Here is an 18,163-nt window from a genome sequence, read left to right as displayed (position 1 = left end):
GAAGGGCAAAAGTAGTCAAAAAGCCCGTCCCGAATGAGCTACCCTTTGCACCAATTACTCCCCTGGGTTGATGTTTGCATAGAATTCAGCCCCGTCGTCCAGACGCAGGATCCCGACGCGGCCGAACTCGGAGCCGGTGGCGGCGGCGCAGTCGATATCGATGCGATCGGGCACGCCGGCGGTATCCTCGCCACCCAGACGCACAATCTGCCCGCGGCCCGACTCCTCATCGAGTCCCGCAAGGCCACCTACCTCGCAATAACGCCCGAGCGACACCGTTGGCGTGTGGCCGCTCACCACGACCGGCCCCTCGCCCTCGGCAGAAAGCAGTCCCGTCGGCGCATCCCAATAGCCGTGACGAATCCACAGCAGGTCATCGGACGACTGCACCGCGAGCATCTGCTGCAGCAGTTCGCGATCGGCACCCACCGCTCCGACGCCATCGGCACAATCGACGCCATGCTCAAGCAAAAACGCGCGCGCCGCCTTCATCTCGATTCCAGCATGTACCAGCAGATACGGGCGTTCCTCGGTCTCGACCACCGCGTAGAGCGGCAGCGCGGCCATCCATCGCACGAGCTCCTCGTATGCCTCAAATTCCATGTCGTTGAGCTGCTCGCGCGTCGTCCAGCCACCGTTGATATCCCAGGTCTCGGCATCGAGCGGATCCTGGCCAATGATGGCATCGAGCATGATCTGCTCGTGATTGCCCTTGAGCACGCGGGCGTTGGGCAGCGAGCGCACGAGCTTAATAACACCGACCGGATCGGGCCCGCGATCGATCATGTCGCCCAGCACGTACAGTGTGTCGTCGGACGTCAACGAGATCTTAGACAGGGCCTCGTCAAGCGCACGCACGTGCCCGTGAGCGTCAGATGTCACATAGATCGCCATGGTACGCCTCTCCTTGCATTGCGGCCGAAGCCCGGTGCCGCAACTAAAACTTCAAGTTGAACTTAAACGTTACCCATTGTACTCCGTTGCAATAAAGCTGGAAAGGGTTTCCGAGCAGAGGCAAAGACGGCAGCCGTCTATGACGATATCGCGCACGCCCGCAATCCAACCCCATAAACCCACCATCTTTGGGTACAAATAACCGCAGACAACTGACCGTGCCACGCCAACCACCCAGGAGCGGACACCATCTATGAACCAGATCCTTCTCTTTATCGGCCTCGTCATCATTTTGTGCCTGACCATCAAACCCGTCGGCAAAAAACTCCCCTTCCCCACCCTGCTCATCTTTATCGCGCTCGGCATGCTGTTGGGCGTCAACGGCCCGACGCATATCGACTTTAGCGACTACGCACTCACCGAAACCGTCTGCAGCACGGCGCTGCTGTTCATCATGTTCTACGGCGGCTTTAACACCAATATCGACCGCGCCAAGCCCGTCGCTGCGCCGGCGGTGCTGCTGAGCACGCTCGGCGTCGTCATCACTGCCGGCATCACCGGCGTGTTCGCCCACTTCGCGCTGGGGATCGACTGGATCGGCAGCCTGCTGCTGGGATCGGTCGTGGCATCCACCGACGCGGCGAGCGTCTTTAGCGTACTGCGTGAGCACAGCCTGTCGCTGAGAGGTGGCACCGACTCGCTGCTCGAGGTCGAATCGGGCTCCAACGACCCCGTCGCCTACATGCTCACCGCTGTGCTCGCTACACTCGCGGCCGGCGGCGACATCAACATTCCCGCACTGCTGGCCAAGCAGATTATCCTGGGCGTGGGCCTGGGCCTTGCCATCGGCTGGGCGGCGGGCCGCCTGATTGAACGCGCGCACGCAACGGCCAAGGACGCGCAGACCATCTTCTTGTTCGCCGTGGCCATCGTCGCCTACGCGCTGCCGAGCCACCTGGGCGGCAACGGCTTTTTGGCCGTGTACCTGGCAGGCATTGTACTGGGCGCCAGCGACATCACCGGCAAGGTCGAGATGGCGCACTTCTTTGACACCCTCACCGAGATGGCCGAGATGACAATCTTCTTCTTGCTCGGCCTGCTCGTGACGCCCGCCCGCCTGCCGCAAATGCTGCTGCCGGGCCTGGCGCTCATGGCGTTTATGCTCTTCGTGAGCCGTCCCATCGCCGTCGACGTGCTCCTGGCGCCCTTTAAGACGAACCCCCGCCAGGTCGCGCTCGTAAGCTGGGCGGGCCTGCGCGGAGCAGCCTCGGTCGTCTTTAGTCTCCTTGCCGTGGTGGCCGGCGTTCCCGGCGGACACGACCTGTTTGACCTGGTATTTGTGATTGCCGTGTCGAGCATTGTGGTGCAGGGCTCGCTGCTGCCAGTAGTGGCGAAGAAGCTCGATATGATCGATACGACCGGCGACGTGCGCCGCACCTTTAACGACTACCGCGACGAGGACGGCATGTCGTTTGTAAAGCTCAAGGTGGGCGCTGGACATCCGTTTGCCGGACGCTCGCTCGCCGACATTGGCAGCGCAACGGACATGCTGGTGGTCTTGGTGCTGCGTGACGGGGCGCACCCGGTACTGCCCAACGGCGATACCGTGATCCAGGAAGGCGATCTGCTGGTGATGGCCGCCCCAACGTTCGAAGAGCGTGCCGAGGTTACGCTGCGCGAGGTCACCGTGACGCCCTACGGTCGCCTGGCCGGCCAGCGCCTGCGCGATGTGCCGCAAGGCAAGCATCCGTTTATTGTGGTGATGCTCAAGCGCGAAGGCCAAACGATCATCCCCGACGGCAACACCCTCATATACGCCGGCGACGAAGCCGTCATCGCCACGCTGGCGTCGTAGTGACCAGGAGGTGGCTAATTTGCGACGAAGAGATCAAGCGCCTAGAGAACCTTATGTCTTCGCTCGCTGATTTGGATTTGCCTGAGGAGTAAAGCGCCCCTCCCCCATGTAACCATCCTGTAAATCATAGCGGCGTAGTCGAGTTTTACCGTGATGCGGTCGCGCCTACCGCTCCACTGTGCTAAAGTATCCCGAACGTTCAAACGACTACGAGGGGAACCAGAAGATGGCACGTGTGCACAACTTCTCAGCTGGCCCGGCCGCACTGCCTACAAGCGTGCTCGCCGAGATCGCCGACGAGATGATGGACTACCGCGGTTGCGGCATGTCCGTGCTCGAGATGAGCCATCGATCTAGCATGTACCAGCAGATCATCGACGACGCCGAGGCAACCCTGCGTCACCTGCTGCACATCCCCGACAACTACCGCGTCCTGTTTTTGCAGGGCGGCGCCACGCTGCAGTTTGCGGGCATCCCCATGAACCTCATGCGCCGCGGCCGCGCCGGCTACATCGTGACCGGCAACTTTGCCAACAAGGCATACAAAGAAGCCGCCAAGTACGGCGAGGCCGTGCTGCTCGCGAGCTCCGAGGACACCAACTTCGACCGCATTCCCAACATGGCCGACATCAACGCGCGCATTGCCGACGAGGCCGCGGGCGACGGGCTCGACTACGTCTACATCTGCCAGAACAACACCATCTTTGGCACCATGTACCACGAGCTGCCCGCTTGCGGCGATGTGCCGCTGGTCGCCGATGTCTCGAGCTGTTTTCTGTCGCAGCCGCTCAACGTTGAGCGCTACGGGCTCATTTACGCCGGCGCGCAGAAAAACGCCGGTGCCGCGGGCGTGACCGTGGTCATCGTGCGCGACGATCTCATCGCAGATGGCCCCGCCTTTGCGCAGACGCCGCAGTACCTGGACCTTAAGACCCAGGCCGCCAAGGGCTCCATGCTCAACACGCCCAACACCTTTGGCATCTACGTGTGCGGCAAGGTGTTCCGTTGGGTTGAACAGACCGGTGGACTTGCCGCCATGGCCGAGCGCAACTGGGCCAAGGCCAATCTGCTCTACGACCTGCTCGAGCACAGTAAACTATTCCACGGCACCGCGCAGACAGACAGTCGCTCCATCGCCAACGTCACGTTCCGTACCGGCGACGCCGAGCTCGACGCGGCCTTTGTCGCAGGCGCGGCCGAGCACCAGATTCAAAACGTCAAGGGCCATCGTCTGGTAGGCGGCATGCGCGCTAGCGTCTACAACGCCGTAACCATGGAAGATGTGCAGGCACTGGCCTCGTACATGAAGGACTTCGAAGCGCAGCATAGTTTGAGCCCGCGATCTAACTAGCCCGCAGCACGCGGGCCGGCCAGCCATCTCAAACCACCCTGTTTAGATCAAAACCTGCTAAGGAGTTTTTCCATGCGTAAGATTAAGACCATCGACGATATCACCAAGGACGGCAAAGTCGAGTTTGGCGAGGGCTACGAATTTGTGAGCACCGCCGAAGAGGCCGACGCGATCCTGATGCGCTCGACCGACCTGCACGGCTACGAGCTGCCCGAGGGCATCCGCGCCATCGCCCGCTGCGGTGCCGGCGTCAACAACATCCCCGTCGAGGAGTACGCCAAGAAGGGCGTCGTCGTCTTTAACTCCCCCGGCGCCAACAGCAACGCCGTCAAGGAGCTCGTCCTAGGCATGCTGGTGCTTTCGAGCCGCGGCGTAGTGCAGTCGATGAACTGGGTGCGCGACAACGCCGACGACCCCGAGATTCAGGTCGATGCCGAGAAGGCCAAGAAGGCCTTTGTGGGCCGCGAGCTCAAGGGCAAGCGCATCGGCGTCATCGGCCTGGGCAACGTGGGCTCCAAGGTAGCCAACGCCTGCGTCGATCTGGGCATGGACGTTTACGGCTACGACCCGTTCATTTCCGTTGAGCACGCGTGGGTGCTGAGCCGCGAGGTGCAGCGCGTGGGCACGCTCGAGGATCTCTGCCGCGGCTGCGACTACCTCACCGTGCACGTGCCCAGCAAGGCAGACACCATCGGCATGATCAGCACCGAGCAGATTAACCTGCTGGCACCCGGCGCCGTGCTCATCAACTACGCGCGCGAAACCATCATTGACGAGGACGCCGTCGACGCTGCCCTGCGCGAGGGCAAGCTGAGCTGGTTTAGCTGCGACTTTGCCACGCCCAAGACCGTCAAGATGCCCAACACGTTTATCACCACGCACTCGGGGGCCGGCACTGGCGAGGCCGAGGCCAACTGCGCCGATATGGCCATCAGCGAGCTCAAGGATTACTTGGAGAACGGCAACATCGCGCACAGCGTCAACTACCCCGCCTGCAGCATGGGCAAGGCGCGCGCCGCGAGCCGCATCGCCTGCCTGCACGCCAACGTGCCCAACATGATCGGCCAGATCACGGCCATCCTGGCCAAGGACAACGCCAACGTGCAGCGTATGACCAACGAGTCCGCCGGCGAGAACGCCTACACCATGTTCGACACCGACGAGCACCTGGACAGCAGCACCATCGAGGCGCTCAAGCAGATTCCGTCGATGTATCGCGTGCGCGTGATCAAATAGCGCCGGCTGATCTGACGGGCAGTTCCCCATGTGGCCTGCCCGTCGCTGACATTGAATGCCCGCGGGGGCGCCTTTCGCACGAGAGGCGTCCCCGTTTTTGTGAGCCCTCCATTAAATGCACCGAGCCGCTTCTTGGCATACAATCTGTATGTTGACCTAACTATCTGTGAGGTGCCTATGGTTGATACAGATTTTGCTTGGCGGCTTACGCAAGGGCTCGTGCGGATCGACAGTTCCGACCCAGGTGCGTATGAGGGCGAGATTGAACGCTATATCAAAGCGTTGATTGAGGAACGATTGGCGCAGCTGAGCCATCCGGTACTCGATGCCGTGCAGATTGCAGAGCACGAAGTACTCCCCGGACGCCGCAATCTAATGGTCACCGTGCCGGGCCAAAGCGACGAGCCACGGCTCGTCTACATCTGCCATTTGGATACCGTCACCTTGGGCGATGGCTGGGACGCGGACATTCCGCCGCTCGGAGCGATCGTGCGCAACGATAAGCTCTACGGCCGTGGTGCCTGCGATATGAAGGGTGGCCTGGCCTGCGCCATTGCCGCGCTGGTCCATACGCTCGAGCGCGTGGTGGCGGATGGCGCGCTGCCGCGTCGCGGCTTTTCGCTCATCTGCTCGGTCGACGAGGAAGATTTTATGCGCGGCTCAGAGGCCGCGATCGATGCTGGCTGGGTCGGCTCGCGCGAATGGGTGCTGGACACCGAGCCCACCGACGGACAGATCCAGGTGGCGCACAAGGGGCGTACGTGGTTCGAGATTGAAATGGCTGGCGTGACGGCGCATGCGAGCCAGCCCTGGAAGGGCGCGGATGCCGTCGCCGCCATGGCCGAGGCCGTGTGCTCGCTTCGCCGCGCATTTGCGGCGCTGCCCGTGCATAATGAGCTGGGGCCTTCGACCATCACGTTTGGCCAAATCGAGGGCGGATATCGCCCCTACGTCGTACCCGACCGCGCCAAAGTCTGGGTCGACATGCGCCTGACCCCGCCGACCGATACGGCCGCCGCGACGCGCATGGTAGAGCAGGCCATCGCCGTCGCCGAAGCCGCCGTTCCCGGTTGCCATGGCAGCTACACCGTGACGGGCGACCGCCCCGCCATCGAGCGCGACCCGAACTCTCCCCTTCTAGCTGCACTCAAGCGCGCAGCAGACGATACGACGGACGCGGACACGACCGTCGGCTTCTTTACCGGCTACACCGATACCGCCGTCATTGCCAGCAAGACGGGTAACCGCAATTGCATGAGCTACGGCCCCGGCTCGTTGGCGCTCGCGCACAAGCCCAACGAATATGTGCCCCACGCCGATATCGTTCGTTGTCAGAACGTGCTCATCGTGCTCGCCGACAACGTGCTCTGGGACGCGAGCGGCCAAGTTGGGGCATAATAAGCCGCGAACAAACCGACTCGTGCGTTAGGACCGCCCATGAAAGCACTTCCGTTTCCCTGCATCCGCCCGGCTCAGGACCGCGTGCTCGAGGCGCTGCCTGCAATGGACAGCATCATGAGCGGCAACGATGCTCTGCGCGGAGCCATTGCCGATGGTCTGATGCTCAAGGACCCGGGTGCGGCGTATTACGTGTACGAATGCTCGGGCGAGCCGGGACGTGTGACGGGTGTCGTGGCGATCTGCCCGGTTGGTGCGCTGGCGGGCGGCGACGCGGTTGCCGCCGATACGACCGCCGCTGCGCGCGCAATCGCCGACCTCAAGGTACAGCCCCGTCCCGTAACGCTTGTCTACGAAGCCTCTCCCGTCATGGATATCATCCTCGGCGCCGCAAAAGAGGGCGCTTCACTCTATGCCGTCACCGACCCCGCCGGCATTACGCACCGCGTGTGGGAGGTCAAGCGCGAGGACGCCGTCGGGGCCATCCGCGCCATGCTCGACCAGGCGCCGGAGCCGGCACTGGCCGACGACCCTGCCTACGCTGTCGCACTAGTCGAGGCATCACAGCTCCTGGCCGACGATGCACGTGCCGCCGGCACCTACACGGGCAAAGAGCCGTTCAACTTTGCCGTAGCTGCGCTCTTCCCCGCCGCGCAGGTCAGCGGCGGCGCGGCGCAGGTTCCGACGGGTCTGCTCACGCACCAGGTCGCGCGGTTCTAGCAAGACCAGACCGTCCAGCACAAAAATCGGCAGCCCAACAAACAGGGGGCGGAGATGCAGCAGGTACATGCATCTCCGCCCCTTTTGCGTCGAGAAGTTATGCCGACGACCCGTGCCGCCGCGCTCGCGTTATCCGCGCTGCGGACCCGCAGTAGCCACGAGCGGTTCAAGCCCCAGCTCGCGCGCGTAGTCTTCCTGCGTAAAGACTTCGACCAGTTCAAACGTATCGGCCGCATCGTCAAACGCAAACTGCAGCACTGAGCAGTTGCCCGGCACGCGTTCGCGCTCGTCGGCCGCCGCGCCCCGCACGTGGTCCAAAAACTCCTTGATAGCCGAGCCGTGGCTCACCGCGAGCACGCACTCGTGGTCCGGACGTCGCATAAGATCGGTTATCGTCGCCGCCATGCGCTCGCGCACCTGCATCTGGCCCTCGCCGCCAAACTGACGATAGAAATCTCGCCACGGCCGCTCGGGCATAAGCATCACGCGCTCGGCCTCAAAGTCGCCAAAGAACCACTCACGCAGACCGTCCAGGCGCTCGTACGCCAAGCCCGGCCACAGGTTGGCGATAGTCTGCTCGGTGCGATGAAGTGTGGAGGTGTAGGCATGATCGGGTTCAATGCCGCGCGCACGTAAGAACATGCCGGCACGTGCCGCCTGGTCGCATCCCAGCTGCGTGAGCGGCGAGTTACTCCAACCCTGAATAATGCGCTTAAGGTTGAATATTGTCTGCCCATGACGAACCAGATACAGGTCTTTATTCATAGGGGTCCTTTCGTTCGTTACCAATCAAGGAGCGAAAACGCACCGTCGCAATAGCCAAAATGAAGCACGGCACCGTTGTCGGGTAGCTCTCCCCCGCCAGTCACATACTCAAGAAACTCCTGGCAGGAAGAGCCGTGGGAGACTGCCAGCACACAGTCGTGCTGCGGCCTGGCCATGATGTGGGACAGCGCCGCGACCATGCGCGACTGGAGCTCGCCTTCAGACTCGCCACCAAAGGCCACCGGATAATCACCCCAGGGCTGCGGCGGCATCTCGCGATTTGATGTACCCTCCAGCGAGCCCAAATGCCACTCGCGCAGGTCATCGACCAGCTCTATCGAGCGGCCCTCACCAGCAATTAGCTCAGCCGTATGCCGCGCCCGGCCCAACGGCGAGGAATACACACGGTCAAAGGTCACGCCACGCGCCTCAAACGCCGCGCGCGTCGCCAGCGCCTGCTCGCGCCCGCGCGCCGTAAGCGGCGAATCGTGCCCACCCTGCAAAATGTTCTGCACATTGAGCTCAGTCTGTCCATGCCGCACCAAATACAAATCTGCCACACGTCCTCCCCTCGCACCACCGCAAAGGGGACAGGTAACTTTGTGGTGGTTTACCGCCGGATCACACCGCGGTGACGCTCAGCTACACCAGTACGTCGGCAAGCGGGCGCTTGGGTACGTGGTGCACCTGCGCCTCGTCGCGCCAGTAATTAATTGAGCCGTCGGGGTTGGAATCGATCGCATCGATCACCTGCGTCTCGGCCGGAACGCCAAACGCCATGATCAGCTTGAGCTCATACTTGTCGCTATCGAGCCCCATGGCATCGATCGCGTGGGGCGTAAAGGCCTTGAACATGCAGGCAGCCACCTCGGGCGTGGCGCTGCGGGCGGCGAGCATCATCGTCTGCGCGGCAATGCCCGTGTCGACCTCGGTAATAGGAGCGGCGGGCTTGCCCGGAACGGCGCGCTCGGCAAGAATCGCGATGTAGCCGGTCGGGCGCTCGCCCTCGGCAGGACCCGACCAGTCCTTAAGCGCGCCGGCCCATGCAAGCTCGTCAAACACGCGAGCGCAGTCCTCGGAACCGCTTACCACATGAAAACGCAGACGCTGAGCATTGGCGCCGCAGGGAGCCAGGTGCGCCAGTTCCGCCAGCTCGAGCAAAAACTCGCGCGGCACGCGCATGGACTCGTCAAAGCGACGGCACGTACGGGCGCGGCGGACCAGCGCGTCAAACGTGTCCAGGCCGAGCTTTTCGCAACCTTGCTTTGCCATCGACTCCGCGCTAGACGGCGCCGCGGGAACTGTTTCGTTCATAGGGACCCCCAATTTCGGGCAATTGTTCTTAGGAAAATCTAACCTAAAACGTAGGCAATAACGAACAGGGCCGCAATGTTCTACACCTGTTGAATAGAAAATCGCGACGTGGGGAACAACGGAAACAATTCGGGGCCTTTGGGTTACGTTTCACCCTCCCCGACCCATACGTCAGCGCCTTTAGGCGATACTGGTCGTAACGATCAAGGCTTACGCCGCACGGAAAGGAGACATTATGGGCATCTTTAAGAATGATGACCAAAAATCGAGCCAGTTTGGATTTGACGAGAAAAGCATGGCAGGCAAGGCCGTCAAGGCCGTGCGCTGGATTTACGCCATCACGGGCGTCTTGGCGCTCGTCGCCGGCATCGCACTGCTGTTTGCGCCCGCCAAGTCCCTCGTCTTCTTAACGACCGTCTTGGGCTTCTACTTTGTGATCACGGCCGCGATCAGGCTGTTTACCGCTGTTTTCGAGCCACTGCTGCCCACCGGCTGGCGCGTGACGAGCATCATCTCCAACCTACTCATTATCTTGGGCGGCGTCATAATCCTGCGCAACCAGGCCTTCTCGACCGCGACGCTCACCACGATGGTGGTTATCGTGGCCGGCTTTGGCTGGATCGTCGAAGGTGTCATGTCCATTCTGGAGTCCGAGCTTTCGTCCAACCGTGCCCTCGCCATCCTGAGCGGCGCGCTCTCCATCATCGCCGGCATGTTCGTGTTTATCTATCCGCTGTGGTCGGCCAAGATGCTCGTCATCTTTAGCGGCGCCGCACTGCTGGTGTTTGGCGTAACGCTGATTGTTCGCGCTATTCAATTTGGCAAACTGGTGCACTAGATGCCGCGAACGCTCTTTATTGATGCAGACGCCTGCCCGGTCACGCGCGAGTCGATTGACTGCGCGCGGCGGGCGGGCGTCGCCGTCGTTATCGCCGGCAACAGCACACAGAACCTGGAACGCCACATTCGCCGCGACGATCCGCGCGACGTCGAGCATGCGCGACGCGGATTTTGGGTCACGACGCTCGATGTGAGCGTGGGCGCCGACAGCGCCGACTTTGCCATTGTCGAACGCCTGCAGGCGGGCGACGTAGTCGTGACGCAGGACATTGGCTTGGCGAGCATGGTGCTCGGGCGCGATGCCGCCGCCATCGGCGTGCGCGGGCGCGTCTACGATAAGGCGACCATCGACATGCAACTGTTTATTCGCCACGAGGAAAAGAAGGTGCGCCGCGCCGGCGGTCGCACTCGCGGTCCGGCGGCATTTACCAGCGAAGACCGGGCCCGCTTTAAGCGCAACCTCACCGAGCTGCTGCGCTAACCAAGGTAGATTTTCGGGACATGCCCGGAAATCTACCTTTTTGTTTTGAGCGGTGTGAGCGCTCGGAATCCATGGCTCAACAAAAAATGGGCTTCAAAATGCCATGCGTCGCCGCATTGCGCAGGCGCCGAGCATGGCTATTTGAAGCCCATTTTTTAGGCCTACTTAGAGGCCGAAGGCGGATAGGATAAGGCCCCAGCCGGCGCCGATGACGTACATCATGACCAGGAACACGGCGTTTTCACGAGCGCTGCGGTTGGTGCGGAACAGGACAAGATAGCCCACGCCAGCGGAAATGAGCGTGCCGGCGAGCATCGGCGCCAGCTGTAGCGCGCCCTCCAGGTACAGCTGCGTAATGACCACGCTGGCCAAGCAGTTGGGGATCAGGCCGACGAGTGCCGAGCCCAAGACGGCGAGCGTCTCGTTGCCACGCAGGAACTGCTCGATCGCGGACTCTCCGAAGGTCTCGAGCACGGCAACTAGAATCAGCGTCACCAGGAAAATAAAAACCGAAACCTGCACGGTGTGCGAGATCGCGCTGCGGATAATCGACAGGACGGGCGCACCTTCGTGGGAGTGACCGTGGTCGTGCCCATGGCCGTGGTGGTGCTCATGCTCGCCTGCGTGACCGTGGTCATGGCTGTGTCCGTGGTCGCGCTCGTGTTCATCTTCATCATCATCGCAACCGCAATGGTCGCGCTCGCACAACTCGTGGATGTGGTCGGCGCTCACGCCCGCCTCGGCCACTTCATCAATGATGTCGCCCCCGGTATGGTCGTCGTGCGCGCAGTTCACATGAGCCGGATTGGCAGCGGTCCCCAGCACGGTACGGCGAATCGCCGCATGCGCGCGGGAATTACGACGAAGGCCGCGGATAGCCGCGTCCACGATAAAGCCCGTGACCAGCGCGATCAGTGCCTTCGAAGCCAAAAGCATCGCCATGGTCTGCACGGGCACCTGCTCGGCGAGCAACAGCGGCAGCATCTCATCGGAGGTCGAGAGGAACACGGCGACCAGCGTGCCCAGCGTCACGACACGGCCGGCGTACAGCGTTGCTGCCATGGCCGAAAATCCGCACTGCGGCACAATGCCCAGCAGCGAGCCAGCCACGGGACCCGCAGCGCCGGCGCGCTTGATAGCGCCGTTGACGCGGTCGCCCGCAACGTGCTCAAGTGTCTCGAGAGCAAGATACGTCACCAACAAAAACGGCGCCAGCGAGAGCGTGTCCTTGCCGGCGTCGAGCAGAATATCAATCAGCAAATCCATGACGGATGGAACCTTTCATGTCTTTCGGCAGCATTGTAAAAGTCCTAGCGGTCAACTAGGGTATTGTAGTTGTCCTAGGCGCGATGCCAATAGTTGTCCATGGTAAACTATCATCTCGCCATAACTCAATGCCACCGAGCCGCGCGACACGGCCCGTCCAAGGAGCAGTTATATGAACGTTTCACAAGCACTCGAATACGAGCGCCAGCCGTTTATTCCCATGTTTATCTATGGCGATCACGGCGCCATGGAGTCCGAGCGCCAGAAGGGCGAGGAGGCCCTTAAGGTGCTCGAAACCGAGTACTTTACCGCCGAGGGCGACCCCAGCTTCGACTTTGCCACCGTGCGCGACCTGGCTGACCGCAACCGCGACCTGTGCGACCAGATTGGCGAGGCGCGCCTGCGCAACGTGACGCCCGCGACGCTTTCGCGCGGCCTGTCCGATGCCGACACCTGCGCCGCCATCGGCAAGATGCAAAAGCGCACCGCCGCGTCGGTCATGCGCGAGATCCGCGGCGACCGCGACGCGCTCGGCGTGGCCTACGCCCGCAAGCCCATCCAGGGCACCGTGCTCGGTATCGACATCGAGACCACCGGCCGTGCACCCGAGCGCGGTTATATCATCAATGTGGGTTGGGAAATCATGGAGCTCACCAGCGACGCCGTCCCGCACGACGCCGAGGCGCACTACTGCGGTTTGCCCGACATCTACCGCGGCGAGGATGTGCCGTTGTCGAATATCCACCACATCACCTGGGACGACATCGACGGCAAAAAGCCATTCCGCGAGAACAAGGAACTGCAGAAGCAGCTGCTCAAGCTTATGAAGAAGTACCCGTACATGGCGCACAACGCCGCCTTTGAGGACAGTTGGTTCAAGATCCACCTGGACGGTTACGCCGAGGCACGCCGCGCCGGCAAGATCATCGTCATCGACTCGCGCCAGATCTGCCGCAGCCTGGATGCCGACGTCCGCTCGCTCCCCCGCGAATCCGCGCCCGCCGCACTCGAGAACTGGGCGCGCCGCCGTGGAACCCTCGCCGCCGACGCCAACGAGCAGCACCTGGGCCTCGACGACACCGACCTCATGCTCCGCACGGTTCAGGCCGAGTTCAACCTCAAGAACCTATTCGCGAAATAACCGATCCATCTGCGGGAGCGCCTGCCAGGCACAGCGCAATCCGTCTGGGCACACCGACACGCAGTAAACTAGGGCGCAGCCTTATGGCTGCACCCTAGTTTTCATCAAAACGAGCAAATACGCGTGCTTCACATAGTCGGCAGGTTGGCCCACCTACATTTTTCGAGTTGTTCGGCCAGCTGAACCACTAGTCAAGGCCCCTTGAACCGCAATCGAAGCTAAAATCGCCTTAATTTCGCAACCAAGCCCCATAAATCTACCTGAATCAATTCGAATAGGACGTTGCGATCGCACCATTTGTATAGGATAAGGCCGAATAACTCAAATTATGTTGGTGAGGCATCTGAGCGGTCGGCAAAAACGCTTAGAAGCTACGAATCCGCAACTAAAGTTCATCAAAAAGGGGCAGCCGGCAGAAACCTCCCCAGCCAAAGCTGCTCCCTCAATACGACAGCTCAAAAACCCACCGTTCGCAGAAGATAAGCCGCGCCCCAATACCGTTGCCCGAAGTTTCGGGCGTATGCGGCGTCCGCTATGCCATCATGCGCGTATGGGAATCATTCTGTCACATACCACGGCACGCGCTGTATACCAAACAGCCAACTCGCTCGCAAGCTACGCGACCGGTCCCATACCTATGGAAAAGATCAGGGTGTCTGCGCCGACCACGTCCGACCTGGAAGCGGCACGAGCATGGCTCAACAGAAAGAATGTCGATTCTGAACGTATCCATGTGCTGACGTTTTCCAATAATGCCAAAAGGCACCGCAAGGGCTGCATCTGCCACTGCACGCGCTATACGTTTGATGCAGAAAGCTACCTAGAACTCGAGCCGAACGTCTACATCGTCGATATCAAGCTGTGCGCGTTAGAAGCAACAGCCGACCTCAACCTTTCGGAGCTCGTTGAGTATTACTTTGAAATCTGCGGCTCCTACGCGCTTGGAACGTCCGACGAAACTCAATATCGCGAGCGCCCAGCCCTAACCAGCGTTGAAGAGCTCAGAGCCTTCTTTTCAGAGACACCGGGGTATCGTGGATCTAATAAAGCACTTAAGGCACTTTCTTATGTACACGAAGGCTGTCGCTCCCCACTCGAAACGGCGTTTGTCATGATGCTGACAATGCCCAAGTCAATGGGTGGCTTAGCCATACGCGCTATCAAAACGGATTATCCGATCCCAGTCCCCAAAAGATACGCCGCCCTAACGCGACGGACGGTTTTCTACCTCGACGCGCTGCTCGAAAATTCGATGACCGATATCGAATACAACGGCTTTTACCACGACGAACCCGAGCAGCAATCAATTGACGAGGAGCGCCGAAACACGCTGCGAAACATGGGATATGCCGTTATCACGGTTAATCGTCATTCGTTTTTCAAGCAGTCCGCTTTTAAACGGGTCATGGAAGCGATTCGCATTCGCGAGAAGATATGGCCCGGTCGACTCCCGGATAACTTCGCCATCCTGCAAGAAACTCTTCGTCAATTTGTCTTGCGGCGCTACTTCGAATACGGTCGCCGCGTCCTGGAGACACTCAAAGAAGAAGAGGCCGCCAAGCGCGAAATTGCAAGCCAATATCCGCAAGCTGATGACCCGAGCATCAACGATGTGCCCGAACCCGACGACATGCAACACGTCGGGGCCCTTGCTGAGGAAATCAATGGGGCTTGGGAATGCGACATGTTCGCAAAAATCGATGAAAACCGCACGGAAGACGACACGATTATTGATCTAATTGAGAATTCGCTCTTCTAAAGGCGATCTCTGCGGATGTCCACCTACATTTTTCGACTTATTCGGCCACCGATGTGCCAGATTGGCTGCAGCAATGCTCAATATAACTTTAGATAAAACTGATTCTGCAGAAACTCCCGTAGAGGAAGAACTGATTCTCGCGGTATTTGACACGATAAAGTACAAATATGAACAGTTCTAATGCTTCTCAAGGTGGCTTTCTTAGCATGCTAGCCGAACATCTCGAAATATGTTGGCGAGCATTGCGTCGATGTCTCCCAACCCACAGAAAATCGCAGAAGCGGCAAGCAGTCATCGAAATTAACGCAAATTGTATTGACATATGAACATACACTCATATAATCGAAAGCAAGTTATATGAGCGCATGTTCATATGAAAGGATATTGCAATGAGCAGCCACGCTGATGAAACAAAGACTGGCATCGAGGCCACCGAGCCGATCGTCCCCACCACCTGCTCGCCCGAGGACCTTCCCGACGAGGAGCTTCTCTACGACCTTGCCGACCTGTTCAAGGTCTTCAGCGACACCACGCGCATCAAGATTCTCTATGCCCTCATGGGCCGCGAGCTCTGCGTGGCCGACATCGCCGAGGCGACCGCAACCTCGCAGTCTGCGGTGTCGCACCAGCTGCGCACGCTCAAGCAGTCGCACCTGGTCAAGTTCCGCCGCGACGGCCGCAACATTCTCTACTCGCTCGCCGACGATCACGTCTACACCATGCTCAACCAGGGCATGAGCCATATCTGCGAATAGCGACCAACCACGGTACCAACGCGGCCTGCACCCAAGCCGCAAAAACAGAGAAAGGAACCCACCATGAAAAAGCAGTTCAAGCTCGACGAGATCGACTGCGCCAACTGCGCGCGCAAGCTTCAGGACGAGCTGGCTAAGCTCGAGGGCGTCAAGTCCGTTTCGGTCAACTTTATGACTCAGAAGTTGACGCTCGAGGCCGACGACGCCGAGTTCGACGAGGTCCTCGACCGCGTCGTGGAGTTTACCGCCGACGCCGAGCCGGACTGCGAGATCATTCTCTAGTCTGCGTATACGCTGACCCGCAAGGCCGCGCTTGCCGCGGCCTTTGCTCGCGAAATTATATGAGCGAGTGTTCATACATTCAAATGGGAGGTTTGAATCATGGCAGCCGCCGATCCCACAAAGAAAAAGAAGAAGCGCAAGAAGAAAGAGTCACTTGAGCACAAGCGAAATCGAATCCTGCTAGCACTGGGTATTTTTGCCGTTGTTTATGCCCTCGACGAGCTCGGCGCCCTCACTATCGCATTTGGGGAGCCCGGCAACGTCTACGCCAGCTTCGCACTGTTCCTCGTGCCGTTTTTGATTGCCGGCTACGACGTGCTCCAGAAGGCATTCAACAACATCCGCCGCGGCAAGGCCTTCGACGAGAGTTTCCTTATGGCAGTCGCAACCATCGGCGCGTTTGCCATGGTGCTCTTCCCCGATACCGACCCGCACATGGCCGAAGGCGCCGCCGTCATGCTGTTCTACCAGGTCGGCGAGCTGTTCCAGGCATACGCCGTGGGCAAGAGCCGCAAGTCGATCAGCGCCATGATGGACATCGCGCCCGACTACGCCAACGTCGAGCAACCCGACGGCACGCTCGAGCAGGTCTTCCCCGATGACATCGCCGTCGGCACCGTGATTGTGGTCAAGCCCGGCGAGCGCGTGCCTATCGACGGCGTCATCGTCGAGGGCGAGACACAGCTCGATACCGCCGCCCTTACCGGAGAGTCGGTCCCCCGCCCGGCCAAAACTGGAGACGATATCATCAGCGGCTGCATCAACATGACGGGTCTCCTCCACGTGCGCACCACCAAGCCCTTTGGCGAGTCCACCGTCGCGCGCGTCCTGGAGCTCGTAGAAAACGCTAGTGAGAAGAAGGCACGCACCGAGAACTTCATCACGCGCTTCGCCCGCGTCTACACGCCCGCTGTCACCGGCGCGGCCGCGGTACTCGCGCTCGGCGGTGGCTTGGTCACCGGCGCCTGGTCCGACTGGATTCTGCGCGGCCTGACCTTCCTCGTCGTCAGTTGCCCATGCGCGCTCGTGATCAGCGTGCCGCTCAGCTTTTTTGGCGGCATCGGTGGCGCATCCAAGCTGGGCGTCCTCATCAAGGGCTCTAACTACCTCGAGACGCTCGCGGATGTGGACACCGTCGTCTTTGACAAGACCGGCACGCTCACCAACGGCACGTTTTCGGTCGTGGCGGTACACCCCGAGGCAGACTATACCGAGCAGTCGCTGCTCGAAGTCGCGGCCCTTGCCGAGTCATTCTCCGACCATCCCATCGCGCAGTCGGTACGCACCGCCTTCCAGGGCGAGCTCGATCCCAAACGCGTAAGCGACTCCACCAATGACGCGGGCCATGGCGTGACGGCGATTATCGACGGCAAGCGCGTCATCGTCGGCAATGCCAAGATGCTTGCTGTGGCCGGTATCGAAGCGCCCAATTGCGAGATCGTCGGCACCATCCTCCACGTGCTGGTCGATGATACGTACGCCGGCCACATCGTAATTGCCGACACCATAAAGACCGATGCCGAGCAAACGATTCGCGACCTGCACGCCGCCGGCGTCAAGCGCACCGTCATGCTCACGGGCGACCGTGAGGAGGTTGCGGCGTCTGTAGCCAAGCAACTCGGTCTCGACGAGTTCCACGCGCAGCTGTTACCGGGTGATAAGGTCGAGCGTGTCGAGGCGCTGCTTGCAGCAGAATCGGGCAAGGGCAAGCTCGCCTTTGTAGGCGACGGTATCAACGACGCACCCGTGCTTACCCGCGCAGACGTTGGCATCGCCATGGGCGCTATGGGCTCGGACGCCGCAATTGAGGCGGCGGACGTCGTGCTCATGGATGACAAGCCGTCCAACATCTCCCGCGCGATCCGCGTGGCGCGCAAGACCATGTCGATTGTTTGGCAGAACATCATCTTTGCGCTGGGCATTAAGTTGCTGATTCTGGTGCTTGCGGCACTGGGCATCGCCAACATGTGGCTTGCTGTGTTCGGCGACGTGGGCGTGGCGATTATCGCCATCCTGAATGCCATGCGCGCGATGGGTGTCAAGAACCTGTAGCGTTCGTGGGCTGTCCGGCCGGGACCGGGCTTGGTTTTGAAAACGTCCTCGCGC

Annotated in this window: 17 protein-coding genes; 12 read left to right on the top strand and 5 right to left on the bottom strand. The window is 60.6% G+C overall.

Annotated elements, in window-relative coordinates:
• Positions 1-54: 54 nt before the first annotated feature.
• Entirely contained in the window at positions 55-894 is an 840-nt protein-coding gene (locus I2D41_RS00680; RefSeq protein WP_195363214.1) for a metallophosphoesterase family protein, read from the bottom strand.
• A gap of 253 nt (positions 895-1,147) precedes the next feature.
• Here I2D41_RS00680 and I2D41_RS00675 point away from each other — a divergent pair, with 253 nt between their 5' ends.
• The 5 genes from I2D41_RS00675 (at position 1,148) to I2D41_RS00655 (ending at position 7,454) form a co-directional block, all read left to right on the top strand.
• Entirely contained in the window at positions 1,148-2,749 is a 1,602-nt protein-coding gene (locus I2D41_RS00675) for a potassium/proton antiporter (RefSeq protein ID WP_195363213.1), read from the top strand.
• A 226-nt stretch (positions 2,750-2,975) separates the two neighbouring features.
• Positions 2,976-4,100, top strand: coding sequence for a 3-phosphoserine/phosphohydroxythreonine transaminase (serC, locus tag I2D41_RS00670; RefSeq protein ID WP_195363212.1), 1,125 nt, complete (start codon positions 2,976-2,978; stop codon positions 4,098-4,100).
• Positions 4,101-4,172: 72 nt separating this feature from the next.
• Entirely contained in the window at positions 4,173-5,336 is a 1,164-nt protein-coding gene (locus I2D41_RS00665; protein WP_138374917.1) for a phosphoglycerate dehydrogenase, read from the top strand.
• A gap of 177 nt (positions 5,337-5,513) precedes the next feature.
• Entirely contained in the window at positions 5,514-6,734 is a 1,221-nt protein-coding gene (locus I2D41_RS00660; RefSeq protein ID WP_195363211.1) for a M20 family metallopeptidase, read from the top strand.
• A gap of 39 nt (positions 6,735-6,773) precedes the next feature.
• Positions 6,774-7,454, top strand: coding sequence for a DUF1015 family protein (locus I2D41_RS00655; protein ID WP_117746715.1), 681 nt, complete (start codon positions 6,774-6,776; stop codon positions 7,452-7,454).
• A 129-nt stretch (positions 7,455-7,583) separates the two neighbouring features.
• Here the strand turns inward: I2D41_RS00655 and I2D41_RS00650 are convergent, their stop codons facing one another.
• The 3 genes from I2D41_RS00650 to I2D41_RS00640 all read right to left on the bottom strand — a co-directional run bounded on the left by I2D41_RS00650 (position 7,584) and on the right by I2D41_RS00640 (position 9,533).
• Positions 7,584-8,219, bottom strand: coding sequence for a histidine phosphatase family protein (locus I2D41_RS00650; protein ID WP_195363210.1), 636 nt, complete (start codon positions 8,217-8,219; stop codon positions 7,584-7,586).
• 17 nt (positions 8,220-8,236) lie between these two features.
• Positions 8,237-8,779, bottom strand: a complete 543-nt coding sequence (locus I2D41_RS00645) for a histidine phosphatase family protein (RefSeq protein ID WP_117746717.1) — start codon at positions 8,777-8,779, stop codon at positions 8,237-8,239.
• Between the two features lie 82 nt (positions 8,780-8,861).
• Positions 8,862-9,533, bottom strand: a complete 672-nt coding sequence (locus I2D41_RS00640) for a nitroreductase family protein (RefSeq protein ID WP_117746718.1) — start codon at positions 9,531-9,533, stop codon at positions 8,862-8,864.
• 235 nt (positions 9,534-9,768) lie between these two features.
• Between I2D41_RS00640 and I2D41_RS00635 the strand changes: the two genes are divergently transcribed.
• Together I2D41_RS00635 and I2D41_RS00630 are read left to right on the top strand one after the other, a co-directional pair.
• Positions 9,769-10,371, top strand: a complete 603-nt coding sequence (locus I2D41_RS00635; RefSeq protein ID WP_035137275.1) for an HdeD family acid-resistance protein — start codon at positions 9,769-9,771, stop codon at positions 10,369-10,371.
• Entirely contained in the window at positions 10,372-10,854 is a 483-nt protein-coding gene (locus tag I2D41_RS00630) for a YaiI/YqxD family protein (RefSeq protein ID WP_055310731.1), read from the top strand.
• Positions 10,855-11,019: 165 nt separating this feature from the next.
• Here I2D41_RS00630 and I2D41_RS00625 read toward each other — a convergent pair whose 3' ends face one another.
• Positions 11,020-12,120, bottom strand: coding sequence for a putative manganese transporter (locus tag I2D41_RS00625; RefSeq protein ID WP_195363209.1), 1,101 nt, complete (start codon positions 12,118-12,120; stop codon positions 11,020-11,022).
• 172 nt (positions 12,121-12,292) lie between these two features.
• On the opposite strand from I2D41_RS00625, the gene I2D41_RS00620 reads away from it, so the two are divergent.
• The 5 genes from I2D41_RS00620 to I2D41_RS00600 all read left to right on the top strand — a co-directional run bounded on the left by I2D41_RS00620 (position 12,293) and on the right by I2D41_RS00600 (position 18,109).
• A complete protein-coding gene (locus I2D41_RS00620; protein ID WP_006235437.1) occupies positions 12,293-13,261 on the top strand; it encodes a 3'-5' exonuclease in 969 nt (322 codons plus the stop codon).
• A 637-nt stretch (positions 13,262-13,898) separates the two neighbouring features.
• Positions 13,899-15,020, top strand: a complete 1,122-nt coding sequence (locus tag I2D41_RS00615) for a hypothetical protein (protein WP_195363208.1) — start codon at positions 13,899-13,901, stop codon at positions 15,018-15,020.
• Between the two features lie 389 nt (positions 15,021-15,409).
• Positions 15,410-15,775, top strand: a complete 366-nt coding sequence (locus tag I2D41_RS00610; protein ID WP_055252065.1) for an ArsR/SmtB family transcription factor — start codon at positions 15,410-15,412, stop codon at positions 15,773-15,775.
• Between the two features lie 63 nt (positions 15,776-15,838).
• Positions 15,839-16,057, top strand: a complete 219-nt coding sequence (locus tag I2D41_RS00605; protein WP_195363207.1) for a cation transporter — start codon at positions 15,839-15,841, stop codon at positions 16,055-16,057.
• A gap of 99 nt (positions 16,058-16,156) precedes the next feature.
• Positions 16,157-18,109 carry a heavy metal translocating P-type ATPase gene (locus I2D41_RS00600; RefSeq protein WP_195363206.1) on the top strand — a complete coding sequence of 651 codons (1,953 nt, stop codon included), beginning with the start codon at positions 16,157-16,159 and terminating at the stop codon, positions 18,107-18,109.
• The last annotated feature ends 54 nt before the right edge of the window (positions 18,110-18,163 follow it).

It is taken from the genome of Collinsella aerofaciens (assembly GCF_015552075.1).
Classification (GTDB): Bacteria; Actinomycetota; Coriobacteriia; order Coriobacteriales; family Coriobacteriaceae; genus Collinsella; species Collinsella aerofaciens_Y.
The sequence above is the reverse complement of the archived record's forward strand: the minus strand, read 5'-3'. Positions and strand labels throughout refer to the sequence as shown.

Coding starts and splice junctions, on each gene's coding strand:
- I2D41_RS00675 (WP_195363213.1), top strand. CDS start 1,148: ATGAACCAGATCCTTCTCTTTATCGGCCTCGTCATCATTTTGTGCCTG.
- I2D41_RS00680 (WP_195363214.1), bottom strand. CDS start 894: ATGGCGATCTATGTGACATCTGACGCTCACGGGCACGTGCGTGCGCTT.
- I2D41_RS00610 (WP_055252065.1), top strand. CDS start 15,410: ATGAGCAGCCACGCTGATGAAACAAAGACTGGCATCGAGGCCACCGAG.
- I2D41_RS00600 (WP_195363206.1), top strand. CDS start 16,157: ATGGCAGCCGCCGATCCCACAAAGAAAAAGAAGAAGCGCAAGAAGAAA.
- I2D41_RS00665 (WP_138374917.1), top strand. CDS start 4,173: ATGCGTAAGATTAAGACCATCGACGATATCACCAAGGACGGCAAAGTC.
- I2D41_RS00635 (WP_035137275.1), top strand. CDS start 9,769: ATGGGCATCTTTAAGAATGATGACCAAAAATCGAGCCAGTTTGGATTT.
- I2D41_RS00630 (WP_055310731.1), top strand. CDS start 10,372: ATGCCGCGAACGCTCTTTATTGATGCAGACGCCTGCCCGGTCACGCGC.
- I2D41_RS00625 (WP_195363209.1), bottom strand. CDS start 12,120: ATGGATTTGCTGATTGATATTCTGCTCGACGCCGGCAAGGACACGCTC.
- I2D41_RS00650 (WP_195363210.1), bottom strand. CDS start 8,219: ATGAATAAAGACCTGTATCTGGTTCGTCATGGGCAGACAATATTCAAC.
- I2D41_RS00655 (WP_117746715.1), top strand. CDS start 6,774: ATGAAAGCACTTCCGTTTCCCTGCATCCGCCCGGCTCAGGACCGCGTG.
- I2D41_RS00640 (WP_117746718.1), bottom strand. CDS start 9,533: ATGAACGAAACAGTTCCCGCGGCGCCGTCTAGCGCGGAGTCGATGGCA.
- I2D41_RS00620 (WP_006235437.1), top strand. CDS start 12,293: ATGAACGTTTCACAAGCACTCGAATACGAGCGCCAGCCGTTTATTCCC.
- serC (WP_195363212.1), top strand. CDS start 2,976: ATGGCACGTGTGCACAACTTCTCAGCTGGCCCGGCCGCACTGCCTACA.
- I2D41_RS00615 (WP_195363208.1), top strand. CDS start 13,899: ATGGAAAAGATCAGGGTGTCTGCGCCGACCACGTCCGACCTGGAAGCG.
- I2D41_RS00660 (WP_195363211.1), top strand. CDS start 5,514: ATGGTTGATACAGATTTTGCTTGGCGGCTTACGCAAGGGCTCGTGCGG.
- I2D41_RS00605 (WP_195363207.1), top strand. CDS start 15,839: ATGAAAAAGCAGTTCAAGCTCGACGAGATCGACTGCGCCAACTGCGCG.